This window comes from Planktotalea arctica (assembly GCF_002105285.1).
GTDB classification, from domain to species: domain Bacteria; phylum Pseudomonadota; class Alphaproteobacteria; order Rhodobacterales; family Rhodobacteraceae; genus Planktotalea; species Planktotalea arctica.
This window is the reverse complement of sequence record NZ_MUHR01000029.1, coordinates 1-22584: the sequence shown is the minus strand read 5'-3', so window position 1 is coordinate 22584 and position 22584 is coordinate 1. Positions and strand designations below refer to the sequence as shown.

The window sequence follows — 22584 nt, the reverse complement described above, 5'->3', positions numbered from 1 at the left end:
GTTTCGGCTCTATTTCAGCTGACTATCCTTAGAGCCGCGCCGGTTGATCCCGGCGCGGTTTTTCGTTTGGCCATCACGTTCCTGCTGGCATTCGATACAAAGTTTTACGCCCGGACGCGCTATGCGGCGCGCTTCGGGGATGTCCTCGTCGCACTCCGCGCAACGTGCAAAGCTCTCGCCCACAGGCTGTTGGCGCGCCTTCATACGGGCCAATTCATCGGAAATCGACGCTTCTATCTGTTCGGACACAGCGCCGTCTTTGGCCCAGCCGCCCGCCATTACTGCAAGACGAACGGCTGCGCGAGCCAGTCATAAATGGCTTCCGTCGTCGCGCCCGGGTTTTCCAAAGTCGGTAAATGGCCCGCGTTAGAAATCACTTTCAGCTCGGCGTAGGGGATGAGTTCAGCCATGAAAACATGGCGCTTCACCGGGCAAAGCAGGTCATGCTCGCCGCAGAGGACCAATGCGGGCACCTTGCATTTGCGCAGCGTCGATTGCTGGTCGCACCGACGCTGAAGCGCACGCGATTGGCGCACGAAAACCTCCGGCCCCATTCGTCCGGCCATATCCATCACCAGATTAAGCACATCCACCCGCTGCGGTCCGGACGCGAGGTAGTTCGGCTTCATCTCGTCGCGCATCACCTCCATAAGGCGACCAGAGCGCGCACCAATAATTTGCGGCTCGCGCGTGGCAGCGACTTGCGGGGTTTCCGGCAAGGGGTTGGTATCCATCAACGCAATGCGGCTGACCCGTTCGGGCGCGCGGCGCAGAATTTCCATCGCCACTATCCCGCCCATGGACAGACCTGCCAAAGCGAATTTTCCAGGCAGCACCGCAAGCAATTCCGAGGCAATCTCCTCGATCCGCTCGCCTTGGGAAATCGGCGCACACATGACCGCACGATCCGACGACAACTCTGCGATTTGCGGGCCGAACAGGCGCGCATCGCACATTAGACCGGGCAGGAACACAACCGGTTCTTTCATCTACTTCTTCCTCAGAGACGCGACGAGGCGATGCGCGCGCCGTCGGCGAGCGCGCCCAATTTGGCGTAGGCAATTTCAGGATCGACCGCGCCGAACCCGGCAAATGTGCCAAAGCCGCAATCAGAGCCGGCAACGACGCGATCCGCTCCGACGATGCCGGCAAAGCGTTCGATCCGCTGGGCGACCAGTTCGGGATGCTCGACGAAATTCGTGGTGCTGTCGACAACGCCCGGCACAAGGATTTTACTGCTGGGAATCTCGGATGCGCGGTCGCGAAAAACTGTCCACTCATGGGCATGGCGCGGATTTGACGTCTCGAACAGCAGATAATCCGCGCCTGTGTTCATCAGCGTGCCAAAGACTTTATCCATGTCGATATCGCAGACATGCGGCCCCTCGTAGTTGCCCCAGCAAATGTGCACACGCACACGGGACGGGTCGATACCCTCTAACGCGGAATTCAACGCTTCAACGTGTTGCGCAGCGATCTTGAGGAATTCATCATCCGTCAGATCATTGAAAAGCATATGCCTCGAGAGCGCCAGATCGGGGCAATCGAGTTGCAAAAATAGACCCGCATCCACGATCGTCTTATATTCCTCGCGCATCGCATCGGCCAAGGCACCTAGGTATTCTTCACGCGAGGCGTAGAAATCATTCTGCAAAAACAAGGAGATAACGCCGGGAGAGGCCGCATTCATAAAGCCCTCGGAGGCACCATGCGCTGCCATCCCAGCCTTGAGGTTGGCGATGTCCTTGTGTAGCTCGTCCTGGCCTTTGCTTTTGACAGCGCCCACGCACATCGGGCGCGCATATTGCGGCGTGCCGCCGTCATCGGCAAGGCGCTCAAGGAAGGTCGGAAACAGTTTGAGATCTGCGGGTGCATTTCGCGGGCTGTCACCGTCAAAGCCCGTGTAGCGGTCTTTGACATAGGTCGCATAACTGATTTTCGACGTCTCGCCATCGGACACCATGTCGATCCCCACATCCGTCTGGCGGCGCACCGTTTCATTGCTGCCCTCGGACATCGCCGCATCGAAGGCGGCCTGATCGAAGGTTTTGCCATTCTCGCGCGCAAAGATAAAATCCACGACTTTTTGCGTACGTGGCAAGCTGCCGACATGGGTGGTTTTGATCATGGTAATTTCCCTAAAACTCTTTTCTTAAACTGAGCGCTTCGCAGGCAAGGTGCAAGCCGATTAGCCCGAATGCGCGCCGGTATGGGCGATGATCTGCATCCAGATCGCCGTTTCATCCAAGAGCGCCCATTCGCGGCGCAAACCACGCGGTCCGAACTCCGCATGGCAGATGCCCATAACATGCACTTCTGCCCCGCTTGGCGCGCCAAAGCTGCCCCATCCCGAATGGGTTCCGGTCAGCGACCAACGGATCGCGGCGCGCGGCGGCAAAAGTGCCTCTTCGAGGCCGATCTGATGGTGGATTTCGAATTTTGCCGACGGAAATGCCGCGCGCAGCCCAAGCCAGAACGCATCTGCAGCCGCCCAGCCATGCGCGCTTCGCCCGCTGGGGTATTCCAGATGGCAGGCACGGTCATATTGCTGCGGAATGATCGAGAACTCGGCGCTCATCATCCGGTTAAGAATATCGGCGTAAGCCTGCCCCCATGCGTTGTCATTGCCGCGCCCCGTGTAGGGACCGTCGATATCCATCGCAGGGGTGAACGGCGCGCCCGCCCCGCCCTCGACCTTGGCGCGCGCCCAGTCTTTCGGATCATAGCCCATCTGGCGCACCACCGCACCATTGTCGCGGATCAACCATTCATCGCTGATCTGGTTGTCCTTTGCATAGCAGTCGGCGATCGCACGGTAGGTGATCTTGCGTCCCGTCGCAGGGCCAAAGGCACCGTCCCCCGCATGGGTCACTGTCGAAATGATCCTGTGCGAGGACAGCATCCCCGCCTCGGCATCTCCCGACCAGATCACATCCTCGCCCAGCAGTTCGCGGTCCGGAAATTCGACCAGTGACGACATGGTGGCTGCGGTCGATGCAGGCTCGCCCGTGGAAATCCCGCCGGGCATGCGCACGATCACCTCGGGCGCATAATAATCTCGCATACGCGCGCCAAGGCCGCGATCTTCCCAGATTTCCTTTGTGATCCCAAGGATATAGTCCGGAAAGTCCTTCCAGCGATTGTCAAAGCCTCTCATGTTCACCCCTTTGGAATTTTGGCAGAGCCGCGCACAACGAGCGGCCCTTGAATTTGTATTTTGCGCGCAGTGCTCTCGCCGTTGATCATATCCATCAACAGCCCAACCGTCGCGCTGACCATCTGGTTCACAGGTTGGCGCAGCGTCGTCAGATCATAGGCCGCCCAAGCCGCCATGGGCACATCGTCATAGCCAACAATCGAAATATCATCGGGCACGCTAAGTCCCAATTCGCCGCGCAGCGTGTCCATAACTGCAAAGGCCATGTGATCATTGCCCACGAAAAGCGCGTCGGTTTTGTGCACCTCGACCATCTCGCGCGCCGCTTTCACCGCGCCCTCGCGCGAGTACATCCCGTCAAGCTGCGCGATCAAAGCACTGCCCGCGCCCCTCAACCCTGCGGCAAATCCCGCCGCGCGGTCCTGCCCTGTCGATGAGCCGGACCAACCGCTGATGTGACCAATCCGCTCATGTCCACCCGCACAAAGAAATTCTGCAATACGCTTGCCACCCGAGAGATTGTCTGAGGTCACTTCCGGCATGCGCCGGTCCTGCTGGCCACGGTTGAACATTACCACGGGGATCCCAGCCTTTTCACATCGCTCCGTCAATGCGTCGGTCAATCCGACACTGGCTGTGATGATCCCGTCCACCTGATGATCGAGCAACTCGTTTATCACCCGGTCCACGTCCGGTCCGCGCGCGGAAGCCATGAAAATCATGATGTGATAGCCCTGCTCTTGCAACGCATGGCTGAGCCGCTCCAAGGCCACGGGGTAGAACTGGTTATCCAGATAAGCAACGATCAGCCCGATAATCCGCGAGCGCCCCGTAATCAACGAGCGCGCCAATACGTTGGGCCGATAGCCCAGCTCCTGTGCCGCCGCGCGCACTTTTTTGGCGGTTTTTTCCGACGCAGAGGCACCGGAAAAGACACGGCTGACTGCCGATTGGCTGACCCCCGCTTTCGCGGCCACTTCGAGCGATGTCACCTTGCGATGGCTCATCCCGCAGTCCAGCCACCATCGACCAAAATCGAGGTGCCGGTGATCATCCCAGACGCATCCGAGGCAAGAAAGACCGCAGCGCCCATAATATCCTCGACCTCGCCGATGCGGGGCAGCTTGATCTTGCTGTCGATCCAGGCGCGCTTTTCAGGGTCGTCGAAGGTGGGTTTGGTGAGCGGCGTCAAAATGAAGGTCGGGCAGATCGAATTGACGCGAATACCGGCGGGGCCGAACTCGATCGCCATCGCCTTGTTGATGCCCTCGACCGCGTGTTTCGTGCCACAATAGACCGCGCGATCGAGCCCGCCGACATGGGCCATCTGGCTGGAAATCTGAATGATCGACCCGCCACTGCCGTTTGCGATCATCGCTTTGCCCGCCTGCTGCGCGAGAAAATATGCCGCGCGCACGTTGATATTCATCACCGCATCAAAATCATCCTCTGTCGTATCCACGGCTTTGCCGTGACGCGCCAAACCCGCGGAATTCAAAACAATATCAAAATGTTGATCTGCAAAAAGATCGCGCACCGCCTGCGTGTCCGTCACATCCAGCGCATAGGCCTGCGCCGCGAAACCCGCCGCGCGCACATCGCTCACGACGCTCTCGAGCATCTCGGACCGCCTTGCCGCGAAGGTCACATGCGCACCGGCCTCTGCCAATGCCACCGCGCAGGCCATGCCGATCCCGCTCGAGGCTCCAGCGACCAAGGCACGCTTGCCATCAAGGCGAAAAGAAGGAGTTTTCGGAAGGGTCATCACGCCGCCTTTTGCATAGGTTTGCAAGCCAAGCTACGCGCCATGATCCACGCTGTCTAGGGGGTCTTGAGCGCGCGAAACACCGGAAAATCCGCATAGCGCTTTTGGCGCAGCGCGCGCGGCTCGAGCGGTTCGGCATTCGCTTTCACCAATGTCCCCTTGGGTGCGATATAACTATCGATCCGGCGCGGCGTTTCCGGGCGCCAACTCAGATTGAACGCGCAGAGTTTAGGGAAGAACCAGGCCTCCGCAAAAGGCAGATGATCATAAAGCCAATACGCCATATCGCGCCAATCGCGCCCCTGCTCATAACGATCCGCGAACCAGGGAATCACGATAGAAGCCCCGGCCACCTCGACCTTCGGCAAATCCCAGATATGACACTCGAGCGGATAATCGTTGCGCGCACAGTTCAACCCGTTTTCATTGCCGAACCGGTTCACCTCGGGCGCGCGATACCCAGAGCGCACCGCAACGCGCCCGAATGTTTCCTCCAGCGGATCAAGCAATCCCTCGCACAACGCCCGCCCCCGCTGGATCGCCAGATCAGGGTCCACAGGCATATTGCGCAACTGATGGAAATTCGCGATCTCGGAATACAGAAACTCGCGCATGTAAAAATACCGTGACAAGCGCACCCGCCCCAGCGTCTCCAAAGACCACATGCTTGCCGGCCTGCGCATGCCTTCTCCCTTCATCTTCCCCTTTAACTTTGGGGTTTGGGGCAAAGCCCCATGCTGCCCACCCTCTTCGGGTGGGCTAAACCTGCGTGCCGCCTTGGCGGCGCTCCAATAATTTAGGGCGCACCAATCGGAAAAGGAACCGATCCCGGAGCACGCGCCTTGTTGAAACTGCGCAACCGCGCAAAAACATCAACGCCAAGCTGGCGATACATGTCCAGCAAATCCACCAAAACCCAGTTTTCACGGATCAATCCACTCTCCAGCCGCCAGAAATCCAGACTGCGAAGCTCGATGCGCACACCGCTCGGAGCAATGCCAAGCCAGCCATCGGCACTCACGCTCTGCACCATATTCGGCCAGCCGGTCACCGCCGCATAGGGCCCGTCACCGAAGAAATGAAACACAAGACCATCGTCCGATTGCCCGCGATCAGGCATCGCGTTCAGAAAGGGAATTTGATGCCAGTTGCGAAATCCCGCAATGCCGCGCGCGGTGCCGATACCCGCAGGACCATACCACATCATGCGCGGATGCCAGAACCGCTCCAGCTCCATCACCTCCGGCCCGCCCTGAGCGGGATGGCGGATCAGCGCCGCGAGCATGTCCATAATAAGCGCGCAGCTTGCATCGCTTTGTGCGGCGCTGCGCGGCGCGCGCGAAAGTCCGTCCTGCGCTGCAGGCCCGGGCACGCACCACTCGCGCCCCAGTGACGGGGTCATAGGCCAGCAGCCCGCCTGCATCATCACTTCGGGAATATCCCAAATCATCTGTGCCTCGACGATCTTGCCGCCCACAAAACGGTAGAATTCGTGAAAGCGCATATGCACCACATGGCCCGTGGGTGGAATATCAAGCCATGGCGCGACGAACGTGCCGCTGTAATATCCACCGCATCCGATCCAGACATCGCCGCGCTCCGTGGGGCCGGACATCACCAGCCAATCGCGCCGCTCCAGATCAGGCAGTGCGCGCAAAAGCGGCGCGTAGCTGGCTTCATAAAATGCCTCCGGCCCGTGCAAATCACCAAACGGATGGCAATGGTGAAACACCGCTTCCCCGTCGCAAAGCGCGAAGAGCGCGGCCTTCACCGCGCTTTCGTCAAAATCAAATTGTGCGGCCCTCAGCGGGGCAATGAGCGCTTTGAGGCCCTCGAAGTCGACGCTCACTTTGCAGGATCGCGGTAGGGCGCACCCGTGCCATAAGGAACGTTCACCCCGCCATAACGGCGCACGCGCACATTGCATTGCTCCGCATGGCCAACAAAGCCCTCGAGCATGCAAAGTCGCGAGCCGTACTCGCCCACCAGCGTCGCGGCCTCATCGGTCAAAATACGCTGATAGCTATGCGTTTTCAGGAACTTACCGACCCAAAGCCCGCCCGTATAACGCCCCGCCTTCTTGGTAGGAAGCGTGTGGTTGGTGCCAATCACCTTATCGCCGTTCGACACGTTCGTGCGCGCGCCAAGGAACAAAGCACCATAGCAGGTCATGTGCTCGAGGAACCAATCATCGCGGTCCGTCATGACCTGCACATGCTCGGAGGCGATATCATCCGCAATCGCAAGCATCTCGTCATAATTTTCGCAAACGATGACTTCGCCATACTCCTCCCAGGACACCCGCGCGGTGCCGGCGGTGGGCAGAATCTGCAAAATACGCTCGATCTCCAGCATGGTGGCCTCGGCCAGTTTTTTGGAGTTGGTGAGCAAAACGCAAGGGCTGTTGTATCCATGCTCTGCCTGCCCCAAAAGGTCCGTCGCACAAAGCTCGGCGTCTGCGCCATGCTCGTCTGCGATCACCATTGTCTCCGTAGGACCCGCGAACAGATCGATTCCGACGCGGCCAAAGAGCTGGCGTTTAGCTTCGGCGACAAAGGCATTGCCGGGCCCGACAAGCATATGCACCGGATCGATCGTTTCCGTGCCAATCGCCATCGCGCCGATGCCCTGAATGCCGCCAAGTACGTAAATTTCATGGGCACCGCCAAGGTGCATCGCAGCAATCACGCCGGGATTGGGCTTGCCGTTGAACGGCGGCGTCGCAGCAATAATGCGCGGAACCTTCGCAACGGAGGCCGTGGCGACAGACATATGCGCGCTTGCGACCATCGGAAACTTACCGCCCGGAACGTAGCAGCCGACGGATTGCACGGGAATATTCTTGTGACCCAGAATGACGCCCGGAAGCGTTTCCACTTCGATATCGAGCATGGAATCGCGCTGCGCCTGCGCGAAATTGCGCACTTGTTCCTGCGCGAACTTGATATCGGCCAATTCACGCGGGCTTAGCTGGGCAATCAGATCGTCGATTTCCTGCTGGCTGAGGCGATAGTTCTCGGGCGCGTAATTGTCGAACTTCTCGGACAATTCGCGCACGGCAGCGTCGCCGCGCGCTTCGATATCGGCCAGCGTCGCTTCGACCACCGCGCGGGTTTTTGCATCATCCTCGGCGCGTTCTGCAGCCGGTTTACCGCGTTTGAGATACTCTGCCATGTTTTGTCTCCCCGAACGGGGCGCACCCCAAGATTCCATTCCCAGATAGAATAGAGGGCGCACCGCCCGGCTCAAGGCTTTTTTGCATACGCTTGCAAATTAGTCTGCTAAATCAGTCCGCCAAAACCTGCTGTGCCCAAGTAATCATAGCCTGCGCTGCCCCCTCGGTTTGGGAGGGCGAGAGGATATCCCCCGCAATCACATGGCTATAGGCATCATCGCCCACGCCCATGCTAAGCGGCAACACCGCGCTCGGGCTGCCCCAAGCGTCGGCCACCGCGCGGGTCTTGGCCGCGCTGACAACCTTGTCCTGATCCGAGAACACGAAGAGCGCAGGCACTTGCGCCTGCCCCATATCCAGCGCGTCCACCGCTTTGACCAGTGCGGCCATAGGGATCAAGGCCACGGTCGGGTAGCTGTTGGTCCAGTATGTTTCATGCGCCGCATTATGTGCCTCGAAGCTGCGCTCTGCACCGGCAACGATTGGCCCCCACCAGCGCACACCAGGCCAGGTGAGCATCGCAGAAGCGGGCGTGTTGATCGCGAAATTTGGGGACACGAAGATGCTGCCAGCGACGTTGCGCATCGCATCGCCCCGTAGCGCGGCCGCAGCCATCAGCGTACCGCCCGTGGAAGTTGACACGACAATCACCCGCTCGCCAACCGCGCGCGCCGCGGCCAATGCCTCCAGCGTATCGCGCATCCAATCCGCAGCGCTGGCCTCGGCCATTGCCGCGCCAGAGCGCCCATGCCCGCGCAGCCGCGTAAAAACAAGGTTCGCGCCCAGCGCCGCAGCAAGCCTGTCAGGCACGGGGCGGATTTCTTCGGAGGTTGCGGAAAACCCGTGGATATAGACTACGGAGACTGGTGTCTTTTGCTCTGGCGCGCCCGCCCAAATCACCCGCTTTTGCGCATTGGGCGTGATGTCGTCATACGCCGCCTCGACGCCCTCGAAATAGGCCGAGACGCCGCCGCTCAGCAAGGCCTCATCAAAGCTCACATCGAGGTTCACCGCCTCGCGCGGCGCGAAAAGCGCGATTGCGGCAATCACCGCAATCGCCGAAACCACCAAGCCGCCAAGCCAGCGAAACAGTGTTTTCATTCTGCGCCCTCCCCGGCTTTCAAAACCTCTTCCACCGCAGCCTCGATCAGCGACAGGCAGGCATTGTCGGAAAAGCGGTGATCCGCACCGTCCACCAAAGTCAGGCGCATATCGGGGCCGGTGGCATGTTCCAGCAGCCGCAGCGCCACCGACATATCCACATCCGCGTCGCTCGTGCCTTGCAAGAAGCGCGCGGGGAAGGGCAATTCAAGCGGACCCCCTAGAACCAGTTGATCGCGCCCGTCCTCGATCAGCTTTTTGGTGATAATATAAGGCTCGCCATAATCAGAGGGCAGCGCAATTTGGCCGTTGCTTTGCAGATCGGCTTTCTGCGCATCGGAAAATCCCGCCCACATGCTGTCTTCGGTAAAATCCGGCGCGGCGGCGATGGTTACAAGTCCCATGATCCGCTCTGGCATATTTTTCGCCGCGAGAAGAGATTGCCACCCCCCCATAGAAGAGCCCACCAAAAGCAATGGACCGTCCGTTACCGCGTTCAAAAGCGCGCGTACATCTTCGGCCCAATCACCAATGCAGCCATCTGTGAACTGACCCGAACTTTGCCCGTGCCCCGAATAATCAAACCGCAGAAAGGCGCGTCTTTTCGCCAACGCCCAATCTTCAAGGTGAATGGCCTTCGTGCCCTCCATATCGGACTTGAGCCCGCCCAGAAACACAACGCACGGCCCTGCCCCATCGGTCTTGTGATATGCGATCTGGCGCCCTTGCGGCGATGTATGGAACTTGGGTTCGCTCATGGCGTCCTCCGCTAAATGCTTGGCTCGTATTGATGCACGAGCGCCGCGCGGGTGCAAAGCCTCAATCGGCCTTCTTGACAGGCTAAAGCAGTGAGGTCATTGAGCGCCAACACATAACCCGCAACCGGGCGCTTTCGTAGGCGCCAAACTGACGAGGAGTGCCGACATGGCAAACGTCTCCCTTACTTTTCCCGATGGCAATAAACGCGAGTACGCGGCGGGTATCACCGCTGGCGAAGTCGCCTCGGACATCTCCACGTCACTTGGCAAGAAGGCGATCAGCGCGACGGTAAATGGGGCGCATTGGGATTTGCAGTGGCCCATCGAGAGCGATAGCACCCTCGCAATCAACACCATGAAAGACGAAGTGCCCGCGCTGGAACTGGTGCGCCACGATCTCGCGCACATCATGGCGCGCGCGGTGCAGGAAATCTGGCCGGACGTCAAAGTCACCATTGGTCCTGTCATCAAAGACGGCTGGTATTACGACTTCGATCGCAAAGAGCCGTTCACGCCCGAGGATCTTGGCGTTATCGAAAAGAAGATGAAAGAGATCATCAATGCGCGCGATACGGTGCGCACCGAAGTCTGGGAGCGCGCTCGCGCGGTGAAACACTACGAGGATTTGGGTGAGCCTTATAAAGTCGAGCTGATCGACGGCATCCCTGGCGACGAGCCTTTGCGCATGTATTGGCATGGCGAGTGGCAGGACCTGTGCCGTGGCCCGCATTTGCAGCACACAGGCCAGGTTCCGGGCGATAGCTTCAAACTGATGAGCATCGCAGGTGCCTATTGGCGCGGTGACAGTGATCGCGCGATGTTGCAGCGCATCTACGGCTGCGCCTTTCTCAACAAGGAACAGCTCAAAGCGCATATGCACATGCTCGAGGAGGCCGCGAAACGCGATCATCGCAAGCTGGGCCGCGAGATGGACCTGTTCCACATGCAAGAAGAAGCGCCGGGCCAGATTTTCTGGCATCCAAACGGCTGGCGTATCTACACCGAATTGCAGGACTACATGCGTCGCAAGCAATATGCGGGCGGCTATGTGGAAGTGAACACGCCGCAGGTCGTGGATCGCAAGCTCTGGGAAGCGTCAGGGCATTGGGAAAAGTATCAAGAGAACATGTTCATCGTCGAAGTCGACGAAGATCACGCCCGCGAGAAGGCTGTGAATGCCCTCAAGCCGATGAACTGCCCCTGCCACGTTCAAATCTTTAACCAAGGTTTGAAATCCTACCGCGATTTGCCTTTGCGCATGGCCGAATTTGGCTCGTGTAACCGCTATGAGCCATCGGGCGCGCTTCACGGTATCATGCGGGTGCGCGGCTTTACGCAGGACGACGGGCATATTTTCTGCCGCGAGGACCAGATCGAGGAAGAGACCGCGATCTACATCGACTTCCTGTCGTCGGTTTACAAAGACCTCGGCTTTGAAGACTTCCGCGTGAAATTCTCGGATCGCCCTGAAATGCGCTCTGGCTCGGATGAGGTCTGGGACAAGGCCGAATACGCGCTGCTCACCGCGACGCGCGCCGCAGGGATCGAGCCGGAGATGAATCCCGGCGAAGGGGCGTTCTATGGGCCCAAGCTGGAATTCGTTCTGACCGATGCGATTGGCCGTGACTGGCAGTGCGGCACGCATCAGGTGGATTTCGTTCTGCCAGAGCGCCTTGATGCCAGCTATATCGGCGCGGACGGTGACAAACATCGCCCCGTGATGCTGCACCGTGCGACATTGGGATCATTCGAGCGTTTCATCGGTATTCTGATCGAAAGCCACGCAGGCAAACTGCCGTTCTGGCTGGCTCCGCGCCAAGTGGTCGTCGCATCGATCATTTCCGATGCGGATGACTATGTGCACGAAGTGGTTGCAGCCCTGAAAGCCGTTGGCGTGCGCGCAGAGGCGGATATTCGCAACGAGAAGATCAATTACAAAGTGCGCGAACATTCCGTGGGCAAGGTGCCTGTGATCCTCGCCGTGGGTGCGCGCGAAGTCGAAGAACGTACGGTAACCCTGCGCCGCCTTGGCGAAAAGCAAACCAAGGTCGATACGCTGGATTCGGTGCTGGCGGCGCTCAAAATCGAGGCAACACCGCCCGATAAACTGTAACATTCCCCCTGGGGGAGTGATCGAAAACTGCAACACGGCCCGCCCCTTCAGGCGGGCCGCTCTTGTTTTCAAAGGATATTTTGTCGCAGGCAGGCTCACGCCTGTGTCGCGCACTCTGACGCATGCGTGACACACGCCGCCGTGAATAGCCAAAAACCGGCCCTGCGCAGTAAGTTGATTTCAGTCACCAAAACGGTGCACTGCTTAACGATACGAACAACAAACCAAAGGAACACCTCATGTCCAACGCACTCAAAACCCTCGCCGTCGCCGGCGCTGTCGCCGCCTCTTTCACAGCTCACACGGTCACCCAAGCCTCTGCCGCAGGCCAGGAAAAATGCTACGGCGTTTCCCTTGCAGGCAAGAACGATTGCGCCGCCGGCGCGGGCACCACATGCGCAGGATCCTCCACGGTGGACTATCAGGGCAACGCATGGACGCTGGTCGATGCAGGCACATGCGCCGAGATGGAATTGCCCGACGGGCGCATGGGTTCGCTTGAAGCGCTGACGCGTGACCTGCCCGCATAAGCAAGCTATGGTTGGGGTGCGCAGCAATGCGCGCCCTATGTTTTAAAGGACTTTTCTGATGTTTGATGCCACGCGCGCACGCCGTCCTGATCTGCCAAATGCGCCCGGCGTCGGCTACAAACCTCAGCATTTCGCCAATATCCTGGAGGCCCCCGCGCCTGTGGAATGGCTGGAAATTCACGCTGAAAACTACATGGGCCAGGGCGGTCGCCCACTTGCCCAGCTACGCCATCTGTCTGAACGCTTTCCCGTTTCGGTGCACGGCGTCGGCCTAAGCATCGGCGGTGAAGGGGCCCTTGATAGCGAGCACCTTGCGCGGCTGAAAACGCTTTGCGACTGGCTCAGCCCCGCAAGTTTCTCCGAACATCTCGCATGGTCGAGCCACGAGAACGCGTTCTTGAACGATCTGCTACCCCTGCCCTACACCAACGCCACGTTGGAGCGCGTCGCGGATCATATCGATCAGGTCCAGGATGTTCTGGGCCGTCAAATGTTGCTGGAAAATCCGTCCAGCTATCTTGCCTTCCGCGAAAGCACCATGCGCGAGACAGAATTCCTTGGCGCGTTGGCGCAGCGCACTGGCTGCGGCTTGCTGCTTGATGTGAACAACGTCTTCGTGTCTGCCACCAATCTGCAGTTGGATGCGCGCGCTTACATAGATGATTTCCCGCTCGAGTGCGTCGGTGAAATTCACCTTGGCGGGCATGATGAGGATATGGATGATCATGGCGCGCCTTTGCTGATCGACAGCCATGGCCGCGAAGTGGCTGATCCGGTTTGGGCGCTTTTGGAGTACACGCTTGCGCGCTCCGGTCCGCGCCCGTTGCTGATCGAATGGGACACAGACGTTCCTGACTGGCCAACCCTTGCAGCAGAGGCGCAGCGCGGCGCGCGGGCGCTGGCGCATACACCATGAGAAGCGCGCAATCACAATTTCGAACGGCGCTCTTCGATCCTGATATCGCCGTGCCCCGGGGACTTCTGGATGGGCTTGATCGCCCTGCGGGCAAGCGTTTTGATGTCTATCGCAACAACGTGGTGATGAGCCTGAAAGAGGCACTTTCACATAGCTTTCCGGTCATCGAAAAGTTACTTGGCATACATAATTTTTCGTCCCTTGCCGGACTTTACGTGCGCGAACACCCACCCGCTGATCCGCGCATGATGCTTTATGGCGCTGAATTTCCTGCGTATTTAGAGGGCTTTAAGCCACTGGCGCATCTTTCCTACCTCGGCGATGTGGCACGGCTGGAGCTGGCGCAGCGCCGCAGCTACCACGCGCGCGACGCCACCCCGATCGATCCTGCGGTATTCAGCACATTGCCCCCCAAGGTGCTCGCCCGCGCGCAGGTGCACTTCGTACCAGCCGTTCACACCCTGCGCTCGCTCTGGCCAATCCTCGATATCTGGCATTTCAACATGACGGACGGCGCGCCGAAACCTGCGGCGCGCGCTCAGGACGTGCTTATCGCGCGCCAAGAGTTCGACCCGAGCATGCACGCTCTCCCAGTGGGCGGCGCTGATCTGATAGAAGCCTTGCGCGCGGGAACCCTGCTCGGCGACGCGCTTGAAAATATTGAACAAATCCACCCCGATTTCGATTTCCCCAGCCTTTTGGGGCTTTTGCTCCAAACCGGCGCGATTGGCACAGTGACGCCCATAAATGACCAGAAGGACTAGACATATGCGCAGTTTGATTGCTCTCCAGGAGCGCCTGTTCGCCCCCATCGGCGCGGGCGACGCCGCGCTCGCCTTTGCGGCGCGCTTTGCCTTCGCAGCCGCCCTTGCGCTTTATTTCTTCAACTCGGGACTGACCAAACTGGGCGGCGGCGTCATGGGGATTTTCCAGCCCTCGCTCGGGGCCTACGCGCAGATTTTTCCCCGCGCGATGGAGGCGGCAGGCTATGATGTCAGCCAGCTTGGCCTGTTTCACTGGGCGGTCGTGATCGCAGGCACATGGGCCGAATTCATCCTGCCCGCCCTTATCATCGTCGGGCTGCTCACGCGGCTGGCGGCGCTTGGCATGATCGGATTTATCGTGGTGCAAAGCCTGACCGATCTGATCGGGCACAATGCGTGGAGCGACCCAAAAGTGCTGGGCGCATGGTTCGATCGCATCCCTGACGGAATCATCCTCGATCAGCGCATGTTCTGGGTTCTGGCGCTTGCAATCCTGGTGTTCAAAGGCGCGGGCTGGCTGTCGCTGGACCGCGTCTTTACCAAGTCAGACGCCTAGGGTCGCCTGCACCTCTTTGCTCCAGCCCAAATAAAGCGCATCGCCGATCTCAATCAGCGGACGCTTCATCAAGGCGGGATGATCCACCAGCAAGTCCAGCGAAGGGCGTGCACGCTCGGCCTCGCCAAGATTGCGCCATGTGCTCGAGCGCGTGTTTAGCAAGGCCGCGCCGAACTCTGCCTCGGCCCTTTGCAAAAGCGCGATCGGCACGCCGTCGCCACGTACATCGACAAGCTGCGCATCGGGCAAGGATTTCAAAGCCTTGCGGCAGGTGTCGCAGTTTTTCAGGCCATATAGCTTCATTTCGATCTCCCTATTCTTTGCGTCAGAGCGCGTGTTTCTAACGAAAATGTCAACTCGGGTTATCCGAAAATTCCTTGAAATTCGCACGGGAATGCTAAGCTCACGGCTACGGAAGTATTGGAAAGGGAGTTCGCGGAATGCCCAATGGCACCGTAAAATGGTTCAACACCACCAAGGGGTTCGGATTTATCGAACCTGAAGGCGGCGGCAAGGATGTGTTCGTACATATTTCAGCCGTCGAGCGCTCGGGAATGACGGGTTTGGCCGACAATCAAAAGGTCTCGTTCGACATGGAAGAGGGCCGCGATGGACGCGATATGGCGGCCAATTTGAAGGCGCTTTAAACTACACAGCACGAAAAAGCCCAGCGGAATCGCTGGGCTTGGTCGTTTATTGACGGCGCTACTCGATCACTCGGATTGGATATAGATCGTGCGCTGGCCGTATACCTGCTCTCGTGTGTAGAGCACCTGGTCGCTCACGATGGCGGTCGTTTTCGGCGCGTGCTTTTTGACGTGCTGCTGCTTCATCGGCGTGTAGCCGCGCGCCGCAGTGCCACAGCAAATGACGCCGCCAAGAACCACCGGCTGTAGGCCCGGAGGGCAATAGTTCGGGCCATGATAGGCCTGCGGCGCAACGCTATTGGGATTATGCGTGCCGTCCCCCATATACATATCACCCCAGGCCAGAGCCTGCGAAGAAGCGGCGATTGTCGCCGCAACGGCCACTGCGAAAACTTTTGAAAACATGGAACTGCCCTTTTTATGAAACTGCTCGAGATGGTGTTTTTTATTATCAGTTAGACCTAACATGGGGCGCAATTAAGTCAATTTAGGCGCACGCAAGTTGGGCCGCATTGACCAAACTCGACCTCGCAGTGTGATTCTTTTGCAAGCAAAAGCGCAAAGCTTTATAGTTTTGCATGCCTCAAATACTCGAAAACCGTGCATGTCGGGAGGTCTTCGCGCAGAGGTGTTTCGCCCAAGATGTTCCAATGCGCGCGCTCAAACGCAGGGAAATGCGTGTCCGCCGCCTCGATCGAAAGATCGACTTCAGTGATCAACATGCGGTCCGCAAGCGTGATCATCTCTCGGTATATCCCTGCACCGCCGATGCCATAAACGCGCCTGTAGCCCTTTGCGTAGGCAAACGCGACAGCCTGTGCGACACTGGTGAAGGTATGCTCGGCGCTGCACCCTTGCGAGGTCACAACGATGTTCAATCGATCCTTCAATGGTTTGAACGGCAGGCTGTCCCAAGTATTGCGCCCCATGATGATCGCACCGCCAAGGGTCTCGCGTTTGAAGAATTGTAGGTCCTCAGGGGCATACCAAGGAATGTCATTATCCTTGCCAATGGCCCCGTTCCGGTCGCGTGCAACAATCAGCGAAATCATACGCTACACCGCCACAGGCGCGCGGATGGCCGCGTCGGGATCATAGCCGATAATCTCGAAATCATCATAGGTGAAGTCGAAAAGCGTCGGGACCTGCCGCTTGATGCAAAGCTGCGGCAGTGATTTTGGCGCGCGCGCAAGCTGGGTTTGCACCTGCTCCATATGGTTGGAATAGATATGCGCGTCGCCGATGGAGTGGATAAAATCCCCCGGCTCGTAGCCCGTCACATGTGCCAGCATATGCAGCAAAAGCGCGTAGGAGGCGATGTTGAAGGGTACGCCGAGGAACATATCCGCGGAGCGTTGATAAAGCTGCAAATGCAGTTTTCCACCCGAAATACGGACCTGCCAGAGCGTGTGACACGGAGGCAGCGCCATATTGGGCACTTCCGCCGGATTCCACGCAGAAACGATGAGTCGGCGGCTATCGGGGGTCTTCTTGATCGCCTCGATAAGGTCAGTGATTTGATCGATAGAGCCTGCACCACCCGGCGCAGGGAAGCGGCGCCACTGCGCGCCGTAGACAGGTCCGAGATCGCCGTTCTCGTCCGCCCATTCGTCCCAGATCGAAACACCGTTATCCTTGAGATACTTGATGTTGGTATCGCCTGCGATAAACCACAAAAGCTCGTGGATGATCGATTTCAGATGCAGCTTTTTGGTGGTGACCAAAGGAAACCCGTCCGCCATCCGGTAGCGGCACTGCATCCCGAAATGCGAAATGGTGCCAGTGCCAGTTCGGTCCGTGGACTGAACCCCAAACTCCAGAACATCGCGCAAGGCTTGATGGTATTGCTTCACTGCATTTCCCCCAGTTTGGCTTTGCTTTAACAAGTGCGCGTCACACCGACAAGGTCGCCTGCACTGCCCTACCCCAGCGCGCATAGCGTGTACCGCGAGTTTGCGTGTCCATCTCGGGGGTGAATTTACGCTCGAGCGCCCAAGTCGCTGCGAACTCTTCAAGGCCCGGATAAAGCCCCGCGCGCTGACCGGCAAGCCATGCAGCACCAAGCGCAGTGGTTTCCAGCACATGAGGGCGATCCACAGGCGCGCCCAGAATATCGGACAGGAACTGCATGGCCCAGTCCGAGCCGCTCATCCCGCCATCGACCCGCAGGGCGGTTTCTTCTGCGCCGCACCAATCCGCGTGCATCGCTTCCAGTAGATCGCGGGTTTGAAACCCGACGCTTTCCAGCGCCGCCTTGGCCAGTTCCGCAGGGCCAGAGCCGCGCGTGAGGCCGTACACCGCGCCGCGACACTCTGCATTCCAATAGGGCGCACCAAGACCGGTGAAGGCCGGCACGATGATCACATCCTGCCCCGCATCCGCACTATCCGCGAGGGGCTGGGTTTCCTTCGCCTCGCGAATGATCTTCAGCCCGTCGCGCAGCCATTGCACCACCGCCCCCGCAATGAAAATGGAGCCTTCCAGCGCATAGGTCGGTTTGCCGTCAAGCTGATAGGCAATCGTGGTCAGCAGGCGATTGTTGGACGTCACAGGTTCGTCGCCCGTGTTCAGCAGCGCGAAGCATCCGGTGCCATAGGTCGATTTGAGCATGCCCGGCTTGAAGCACGCCTGCCCCACCGTCGCGGCCTGTTGATCGCCCGCAACGCCCAAAATCGGAATTTCGCGCCCGAACAAATCGGCCCGCACCATGCCGAAATCAGCGGCGCAATCCTTGACCTCGGGCAGTACGGACATGGGGATATCAAGCATATCGCACATGGTCTGCGACCAGCGGCCTTTGCGAATATCATATAGCATGGTGCGCGCCGCATTGGTGGCATCGGTGACATGGGCCTTGCCGCCCGTAAGGTTCCAGATAAGCCAGCTATCGACGGTGCCAAAGGCCAGCTCGCCCGCTTCTGCCCTAGCGCGCGCGCCCTCGACATTATCAAGCAGCCATTTCAGTTTCGTACCGCTAAAATATGGATCGAGCAGCAAGCCGGTGCGCTCGGTCACCACCGCTTCATGCCCCGCTTCTTTCAACGCGTGACACAGCGCGGACGTGCGCCGATCCTGCCAGACGATCGCGCGGTGCAGAGGTTTGCCGTTGGTGCGATCCCATAAAACCGTGGTTTCCCGCTGATTGGTGATCCCGAGTGCGGCGATATCTTCCGCTTTGATCCCTGCCTTTTCAATCGCGCCGCGGCAGGTGGCGGCGGTACTGGTCCAAAGGTCCATCGCATCATGCTCGACCCAGCCACTTTGCGGAAAATGCTGCTCGAACTCTTCCTGCGCACTGGCGACGGGCACCATATCGGCCCCGAACAGGATCGCGCGGGTCGATGTGGTGCCTTGATCGATGGCAAGGATATGGGTCATGGGGTCGTCCGTTATAACGAGTGGTTAATCTATGAGGCGAGCGAGGGCAGCCAGAGCACGATGCCCGGAAAGGACACCAGCAACGCGATGGTGATACCGTCGGCGATGAAGAAGGGCGTCACACCCTTGAAGACGTCCTGCACCGTGAGATCGTCGCGCACGCCCGCCACAACGAAGCAGTTAAGCCCGATGGGCGGGGTGATAAGGCAGAACTCGGCCATCTTCACCACCAATATCCCGAACCAGATCGCACACATCGGACCGGACATGCCAAAGGCGCTGTCCGCTGCGCTGACCATTTCACCGCCATTGAGCGCCATAACCGCAGGGTAGACCACAGGCAGCGTCAAAAGCAGCATACCGATCGCGTCCATGAACATGCCCAGCACCGCATAGGCGAGCAAGATACAAATCAGGATCGTCAGCGGTGCCATGTCCAGCCCCGTGATCCAGTCCGAGAACGCATCGGGCAATTTGGCGAAGCCAAGGAAGCGCACATAGATCAGCACGCCCCAGATGATCGTAAAGATCATCACCGTCAGTTTGGCAGTTTCCAGCAGCGCGCTTTTGAGTTGCTTCCAGCGCATCCCGCGATAGAGCGCCATGCAAAAGATGATGAACGCGCCGATTGCCCCGCCCTCGGTCGCGGTGCCCCAAGCATCGCCAAATGGATTGTAGACGAAGAAAATGATGATCACGACCACGGCCACGATGGGCAAGGCGGGGGGCAGCGATTCAAAGCGCTCGCGCCATGTAAAGCCGCCTACGGGCGGGCCGATATTCTTGAACCCCACCGCAAGGCCGATGATCAGGATCGCATAGACCAACGCCGAGAACATGCCCGGAATAAACCCTGCAAGCAGCAATTTGCCCACGTCCTGTTCAACGATAATCGCGTAGATCACAAGGATTGCAGAGGGCGGAATGAGCGAGGCCAGCGTGCCGCCTGCCGCGACCACGCCCGCGGCGAAGGCTTTGTTATAGCCCACTTTCAGCATTTCAGGGATAGCGATCCGCGCAAAAACCGCGGCGGTCGCAACGGAGGCGCCGGAGACAGCGGCAAAGCCTGCGGTCGCGAACACCGTGGCCACGGCCAGTCCGCCCGGCACCCAAGCGATCCAGCGTTTCGCGGCCTCGAACAGCGCAACGGTCAGCTTTGCATGATAGGCAAGATAGCCGATCAGGATGAACACGGGGATCAGGCTAAGCACCTGCGCGCTGACCTTGGAATGGGGGGTCAAACCTGCGATCTTGACGCTGATTTCTACAGCTTTCCAAAAGCGCTCGGGGTCATAATCAAAGCCGTTCCAGCGCAGCCAGACAAGGCCGACAAATCCCGCAAGTCCCGCAGCAAAGGCGACGCGCATGCCAAGCAGAACAAACACCAGCATGCCGCCGCTGACCCATAGGCCGATCTCGATAGGTTCCATCAGTCGGCTCCCTCAATGGATTTCGCTTCGATCGCGGCCTGCTCGGCCACAGTCAGGGTAAGGGGCACGGCCACCGGATTTTCCGAGTTCAAAATGAAGGCACGCCCATAGCCGACGGCCTGCAAAAGCAAGCGCGCAGTAAGCACGCCAAAGGCGATCGGCACAACCAGCTTGGACGGCCAGATCGGAATGCCCACGTCGATGGAACTGTCGCGGCTACACAGGGGCCGCGCGCAATCAAAAGAGCGGTCGAAATGTTCCCATGCGCCCCAGGTGAGCGCGACGATCAACAGCAAGATAAGCAGCACCGAGATAAATTCGAAAAGCCAAAGCACGCGGCCACGTAGCTTGGAAACCAGCATATCCATGCGGATATGCGTGCCGTCGCGCTGCACATAGGACACGCCCATGATCGCGATAATCGGCATGGCGGCTTCTATGTAATCCACATAGCCCATCATCGGTGACGCAAAAAACTTGCGCCCCGTGACGGAGTAGACGGCGAGGAACATCAACAACAGGATCGCCAGACCGCTCAAGAGCGCGCAAAAACGCTCGAACGGCAAGAGCGCACGATCAAGCTTGCTGAGAAGGCTGGAGTCTTCAAGAACTGCGGCTGAGCCTGCCATGTGTCATATTCCCCGAAAATAAAAAGGCAGGGCGCGCACGGCGTGCGCCCTGCAAAATGAAGCTGGGTTCCGGCGCGCGCTTGATGCGCGCCGGATTCATCGGGTTCAGCTGCCCGACTTGGCCTCTGCCAAAGTCTTGGCAACAAGATCATAAAGCTCTTGACCGGGCAGGCCCTGCGCTTCCATGTCCTTGATCCACTCGGCACGGATCGGGTCAGCCGCCTTGGCGCGGAATTCGGCGATCACGTCATCCGCAATCTCGACTTTCTCCACGCCCTTTTCTTCGAGAACACTGTCCCAGCGCGCCAGCAATTCAGCATAGTTGGCGAGGTAGTGATCAATCGCTTCGTCGACCGAGCTGTCAAGCGCTTCGCGGTGCGCGTCGCTCAGGCTCTCATAGGCATCGATGTTAACCACGACAGGGCAATTCACCGTGCCGGGGTTCAGGTTCGCAGTCCACCACGTCGCCTGATTGATCGTGCCGAAGCTAAGATGTGCGTGCTGCGCGAAAGCAACCGTATCGACCACGCCGCCCTCCATCGCCTGATAGGCTTCAGTCGCCGTAACGGAAGTGGGCACTGCACCGACCGCTTCGAACGCATTGCCTATGCCGCCCGTCGCACGCACGCGCATGCCCTCAAAATCAGCGAGCGATCTACGCGCATCGCCGGTGCCAACGATATTGTATTGCGGCATCGGCGAGGTCATCAACAATTTCGCGTTCCACTGCGCCATTTCTTCGGTCGCGGCGGGGTGGGCGTAAACGGCTTTGGAAACTGCGACTTCCTGCGCAAGATTCTCGACACCGAGGAAGGGCAATTCGAGTACCGTGATCACGCGGTTCTTGTCGCGGTGATAGCCTGCGCAGAATTGGGCCATCTCGAAGGCACCAATAGAGATGCCGTCAAGGTTTTCGCGGTTCTTGGACAGACCGCCATAAGAGACGTTCATGGTAAATTCGCCGTTGGTCTTGGCAGAGACCAGTTCAGCCAGCTTTTCAACGTGCTCCGTGAAGGCGCGGCGCTTGCCCCAGACCGAAACGTTCCATTCCGTCGCCGCTGCTTCGCCCGCAAGGCTCGCAATGAAAGCTGTACCGATGAGTTTTGCAGTCAGGTTTTTCATGATCTTCTCCCTTTTATGATTGTGCGAACCTTAGCGCCCCAAGTGAGGGGCGCAACGGCTTTCTGAAAACAAATTTTGCGCGAATTTCAGGCAGCACGCACAAATGTGCGGCACAGAGCGAGTCGGTTCGACTGGAGTGATTTTCGGCATACAATTGCATACCGACACACTATGCCGCAGGCCTGCGCTAGCGCAAACAGTGCTTTTTCAAGCAAGGATTTAGCGGCAACTTTATTTACCACTGGAAAATAGGGCAGTCACAAAACCGTTACAATCCAACTGCGCCGCCATCCTTAGTCACAACCATTTACAAAACATCGCTATAAAGATAAAAATTATTGACAACATTACGCTTTGTTTACTTGTGCTTATTTATTGCTTTTCAAAGCTAACTTATAAGTGACCCAAGGACAGGTTGCTGATTTCCATGCGCTCTCCGCCAAGACGCCTTGAAAACCAGCAGCGTGATTGATTGATCAAGGGAGCTCTGAACATGAACGATTCAACGACACAGCCGCACGCCAAAACCTACCCCCCCTCAGG

The 22584-nt window shown here is 58.6% G+C and carries 25 protein-coding genes; 6 read left to right on the top strand and 19 right to left on the bottom strand.

Features of this window, described 5'->3' with window-relative positions; all coding sequences use genetic code 11:
* Positions 1 to 9: 9 nt before the first annotated feature.
* The 11 genes from B9P63_RS17730 to B9P63_RS17680 all read right to left on the bottom strand — a co-directional run bounded on the left by B9P63_RS17730 (position 10) and on the right by B9P63_RS17680 (position 9956).
* Entirely contained in the window at positions 10 to 279 is a 270-nt protein-coding gene (locus B9P63_RS17730; RefSeq protein ID WP_085311288.1) for a DksA/TraR family C4-type zinc finger protein, read from the bottom strand.
* Positions 279 to 989 carry an alpha/beta fold hydrolase gene (locus B9P63_RS17725; RefSeq protein ID WP_085311286.1) on the bottom strand — a complete coding sequence of 237 codons (711 nt, stop codon included), beginning with the start codon at positions 987 to 989 and terminating at the stop codon, positions 279 to 281. The genes B9P63_RS17730 and B9P63_RS17725 overlap by 1 nt, the downstream gene beginning before the upstream one ends.
* Positions 990 to 1000: 11 nt before the next feature.
* Positions 1001 to 2128, bottom strand: a complete 1128-nt coding sequence (locus B9P63_RS17720) for a cobalamin-independent methionine synthase II family protein (protein WP_217806530.1) — start codon at positions 2126 to 2128, stop codon at positions 1001 to 1003.
* Between the two features lie 60 nt (positions 2129 to 2188).
* Positions 2189 to 3157: a nuclear transport factor 2 family protein gene (locus tag B9P63_RS17715; protein ID WP_085311282.1), complete on the bottom strand. Its 969-nt coding sequence runs from the start codon at positions 3155 to 3157 to the stop codon at positions 2189 to 2191.
* A gap of 2 nt (positions 3158 to 3159) precedes the next feature.
* Positions 3160 to 4164, bottom strand: a complete 1005-nt coding sequence (locus B9P63_RS17710) for a LacI family DNA-binding transcriptional regulator (RefSeq protein WP_085311280.1) — start codon at positions 4162 to 4164, stop codon at positions 3160 to 3162.
* Positions 4161 to 4922, bottom strand: coding sequence for an SDR family NAD(P)-dependent oxidoreductase (locus B9P63_RS17705; RefSeq protein ID WP_085311391.1), 762 nt, complete (start codon positions 4920 to 4922; stop codon positions 4161 to 4163). Before B9P63_RS17705 ends, B9P63_RS17710 begins: the two co-directional genes overlap by 4 nt.
* Before the next feature lie 56 nt (positions 4923 to 4978).
* On the bottom strand, positions 4979 to 5587 hold the full coding sequence (locus B9P63_RS17700; RefSeq protein WP_085311389.1) for a hypothetical protein: 609 nt from the start codon (positions 5585 to 5587) through the stop codon (positions 4979 to 4981).
* 131 nt (positions 5588 to 5718) lie between these two features.
* Positions 5719 to 6771: an ester cyclase gene (locus tag B9P63_RS17695; protein ID WP_245830740.1), complete on the bottom strand. Its 1053-nt coding sequence runs from the start codon at positions 6769 to 6771 to the stop codon at positions 5719 to 5721.
* A complete protein-coding gene (hisD, locus tag B9P63_RS17690; protein ID WP_085311278.1) occupies positions 6768 to 8096 on the bottom strand; it encodes a histidinol dehydrogenase in 1329 nt (442 codons plus the stop codon). Before hisD ends, B9P63_RS17695 begins: the two co-directional genes overlap by 4 nt.
* Before the next feature lie 112 nt (positions 8097 to 8208).
* Complete coding sequence (locus B9P63_RS17685; protein WP_085311276.1) at positions 8209 to 9198, bottom strand: alpha/beta hydrolase; 990 nt, start codon at positions 9196 to 9198, stop codon at positions 8209 to 8211.
* A complete protein-coding gene (locus B9P63_RS17680) occupies positions 9195 to 9956 on the bottom strand; it encodes an alpha/beta fold hydrolase (protein ID WP_085311274.1) in 762 nt (253 codons plus the stop codon). The genes B9P63_RS17685 and B9P63_RS17680 overlap by 4 nt, the downstream gene beginning before the upstream one ends.
* A 166-nt stretch (positions 9957 to 10122) precedes the next feature.
* Here B9P63_RS17680 and thrS point away from each other — a divergent pair, with 166 nt between their 5' ends.
* From thrS to B9P63_RS17655, 5 genes are all read left to right on the top strand, one after another.
* Positions 10123 to 12069, top strand: coding sequence for a threonine--tRNA ligase (gene thrS, locus B9P63_RS17675; protein WP_085311272.1), 1947 nt, complete (start codon positions 10123 to 10125; stop codon positions 12067 to 12069).
* 239 nt (positions 12070 to 12308) lie between these two features.
* Positions 12309 to 12599, top strand: coding sequence for a BufA1 family periplasmic bufferin-type metallophore (locus B9P63_RS17670; protein WP_085311269.1), 291 nt, complete (start codon positions 12309 to 12311; stop codon positions 12597 to 12599).
* 58 nt (positions 12600 to 12657) lie between these two features.
* The gene (bufB, locus tag B9P63_RS17665; RefSeq protein WP_085311267.1) at positions 12658 to 13515 is read left to right on the top strand and encodes an MNIO family bufferin maturase; all 858 of its coding nucleotides are present in this window, start codon (positions 12658 to 12660) and stop codon (positions 13513 to 13515) included.
* Entirely contained in the window at positions 13512 to 14279 is a 768-nt protein-coding gene (locus B9P63_RS17660; RefSeq protein ID WP_085311265.1) for an HvfC/BufC N-terminal domain-containing protein, read from the top strand. The genes bufB and B9P63_RS17660 overlap by 4 nt, the downstream gene beginning before the upstream one ends.
* 4 nt (positions 14280 to 14283) lie before the next feature.
* Positions 14284 to 14835, top strand: coding sequence for a DoxX family protein (locus B9P63_RS17655; RefSeq protein WP_085311263.1), 552 nt, complete (start codon positions 14284 to 14286; stop codon positions 14833 to 14835).
* Here B9P63_RS17655 and B9P63_RS17650 read toward each other — a convergent pair.
* A complete protein-coding gene (locus B9P63_RS17650) occupies positions 14824 to 15138 on the bottom strand; it encodes an ArsC/Spx/MgsR family protein (protein ID WP_085311260.1) in 315 nt (104 codons plus the stop codon). The genes B9P63_RS17655 and B9P63_RS17650 overlap by 12 nt on opposite strands.
* Positions 15139 to 15275: 137 nt before the next feature.
* On the opposite strand from B9P63_RS17650, the gene B9P63_RS17645 reads away from it, so the two are divergent.
* On the top strand, positions 15276 to 15482 hold the full coding sequence (locus B9P63_RS17645; RefSeq protein ID WP_085311258.1) for a cold-shock protein: 207 nt from the start codon (positions 15276 to 15278) through the stop codon (positions 15480 to 15482).
* Between the two features lie 66 nt (positions 15483 to 15548).
* Here B9P63_RS17645 and B9P63_RS17640 read toward each other — a convergent pair whose 3' ends face one another.
* The 7 genes from B9P63_RS17640 to B9P63_RS17610 form a co-directional block, all read right to left on the bottom strand.
* Positions 15549 to 15887, bottom strand: a complete 339-nt coding sequence (locus B9P63_RS17640; RefSeq protein ID WP_139816291.1) for a hypothetical protein — start codon at positions 15885 to 15887, stop codon at positions 15549 to 15551.
* Positions 15888 to 16048: 161 nt separating this feature from the next.
* Complete coding sequence (locus B9P63_RS17635) at positions 16049 to 16534, bottom strand: dihydrofolate reductase (protein ID WP_085311254.1); 486 nt, start codon at positions 16532 to 16534, stop codon at positions 16049 to 16051.
* A 3-nt stretch (positions 16535 to 16537) separates the two neighbouring features.
* Positions 16538 to 17335, bottom strand: coding sequence for a thymidylate synthase (locus B9P63_RS17630; RefSeq protein WP_085311252.1), 798 nt, complete (start codon positions 17333 to 17335; stop codon positions 16538 to 16540).
* 40 nt (positions 17336 to 17375) lie between these two features.
* Positions 17376 to 18860: a glycerol kinase GlpK gene (gene glpK, locus B9P63_RS17625; protein WP_085311249.1), complete on the bottom strand. Its 1485-nt coding sequence runs from the start codon at positions 18858 to 18860 to the stop codon at positions 17376 to 17378.
* Between the two features lie 29 nt (positions 18861 to 18889).
* Positions 18890 to 20290: a TRAP transporter large permease gene (locus B9P63_RS17620; protein WP_085311247.1), complete on the bottom strand. Its 1401-nt coding sequence runs from the start codon at positions 20288 to 20290 to the stop codon at positions 18890 to 18892.
* Positions 20290 to 20919, bottom strand: coding sequence for a TRAP transporter small permease subunit (locus B9P63_RS17615; RefSeq protein WP_085311245.1), 630 nt, complete (start codon positions 20917 to 20919; stop codon positions 20290 to 20292). The genes B9P63_RS17620 and B9P63_RS17615 overlap by 1 nt, the downstream gene beginning before the upstream one ends.
* A 105-nt stretch (positions 20920 to 21024) precedes the next feature.
* On the bottom strand, positions 21025 to 22041 hold the full coding sequence (locus B9P63_RS17610; protein ID WP_085311244.1) for a C4-dicarboxylate TRAP transporter substrate-binding protein: 1017 nt from the start codon (positions 22039 to 22041) through the stop codon (positions 21025 to 21027).
* Positions 22042 to 22584 lie beyond the last annotated feature (543 nt).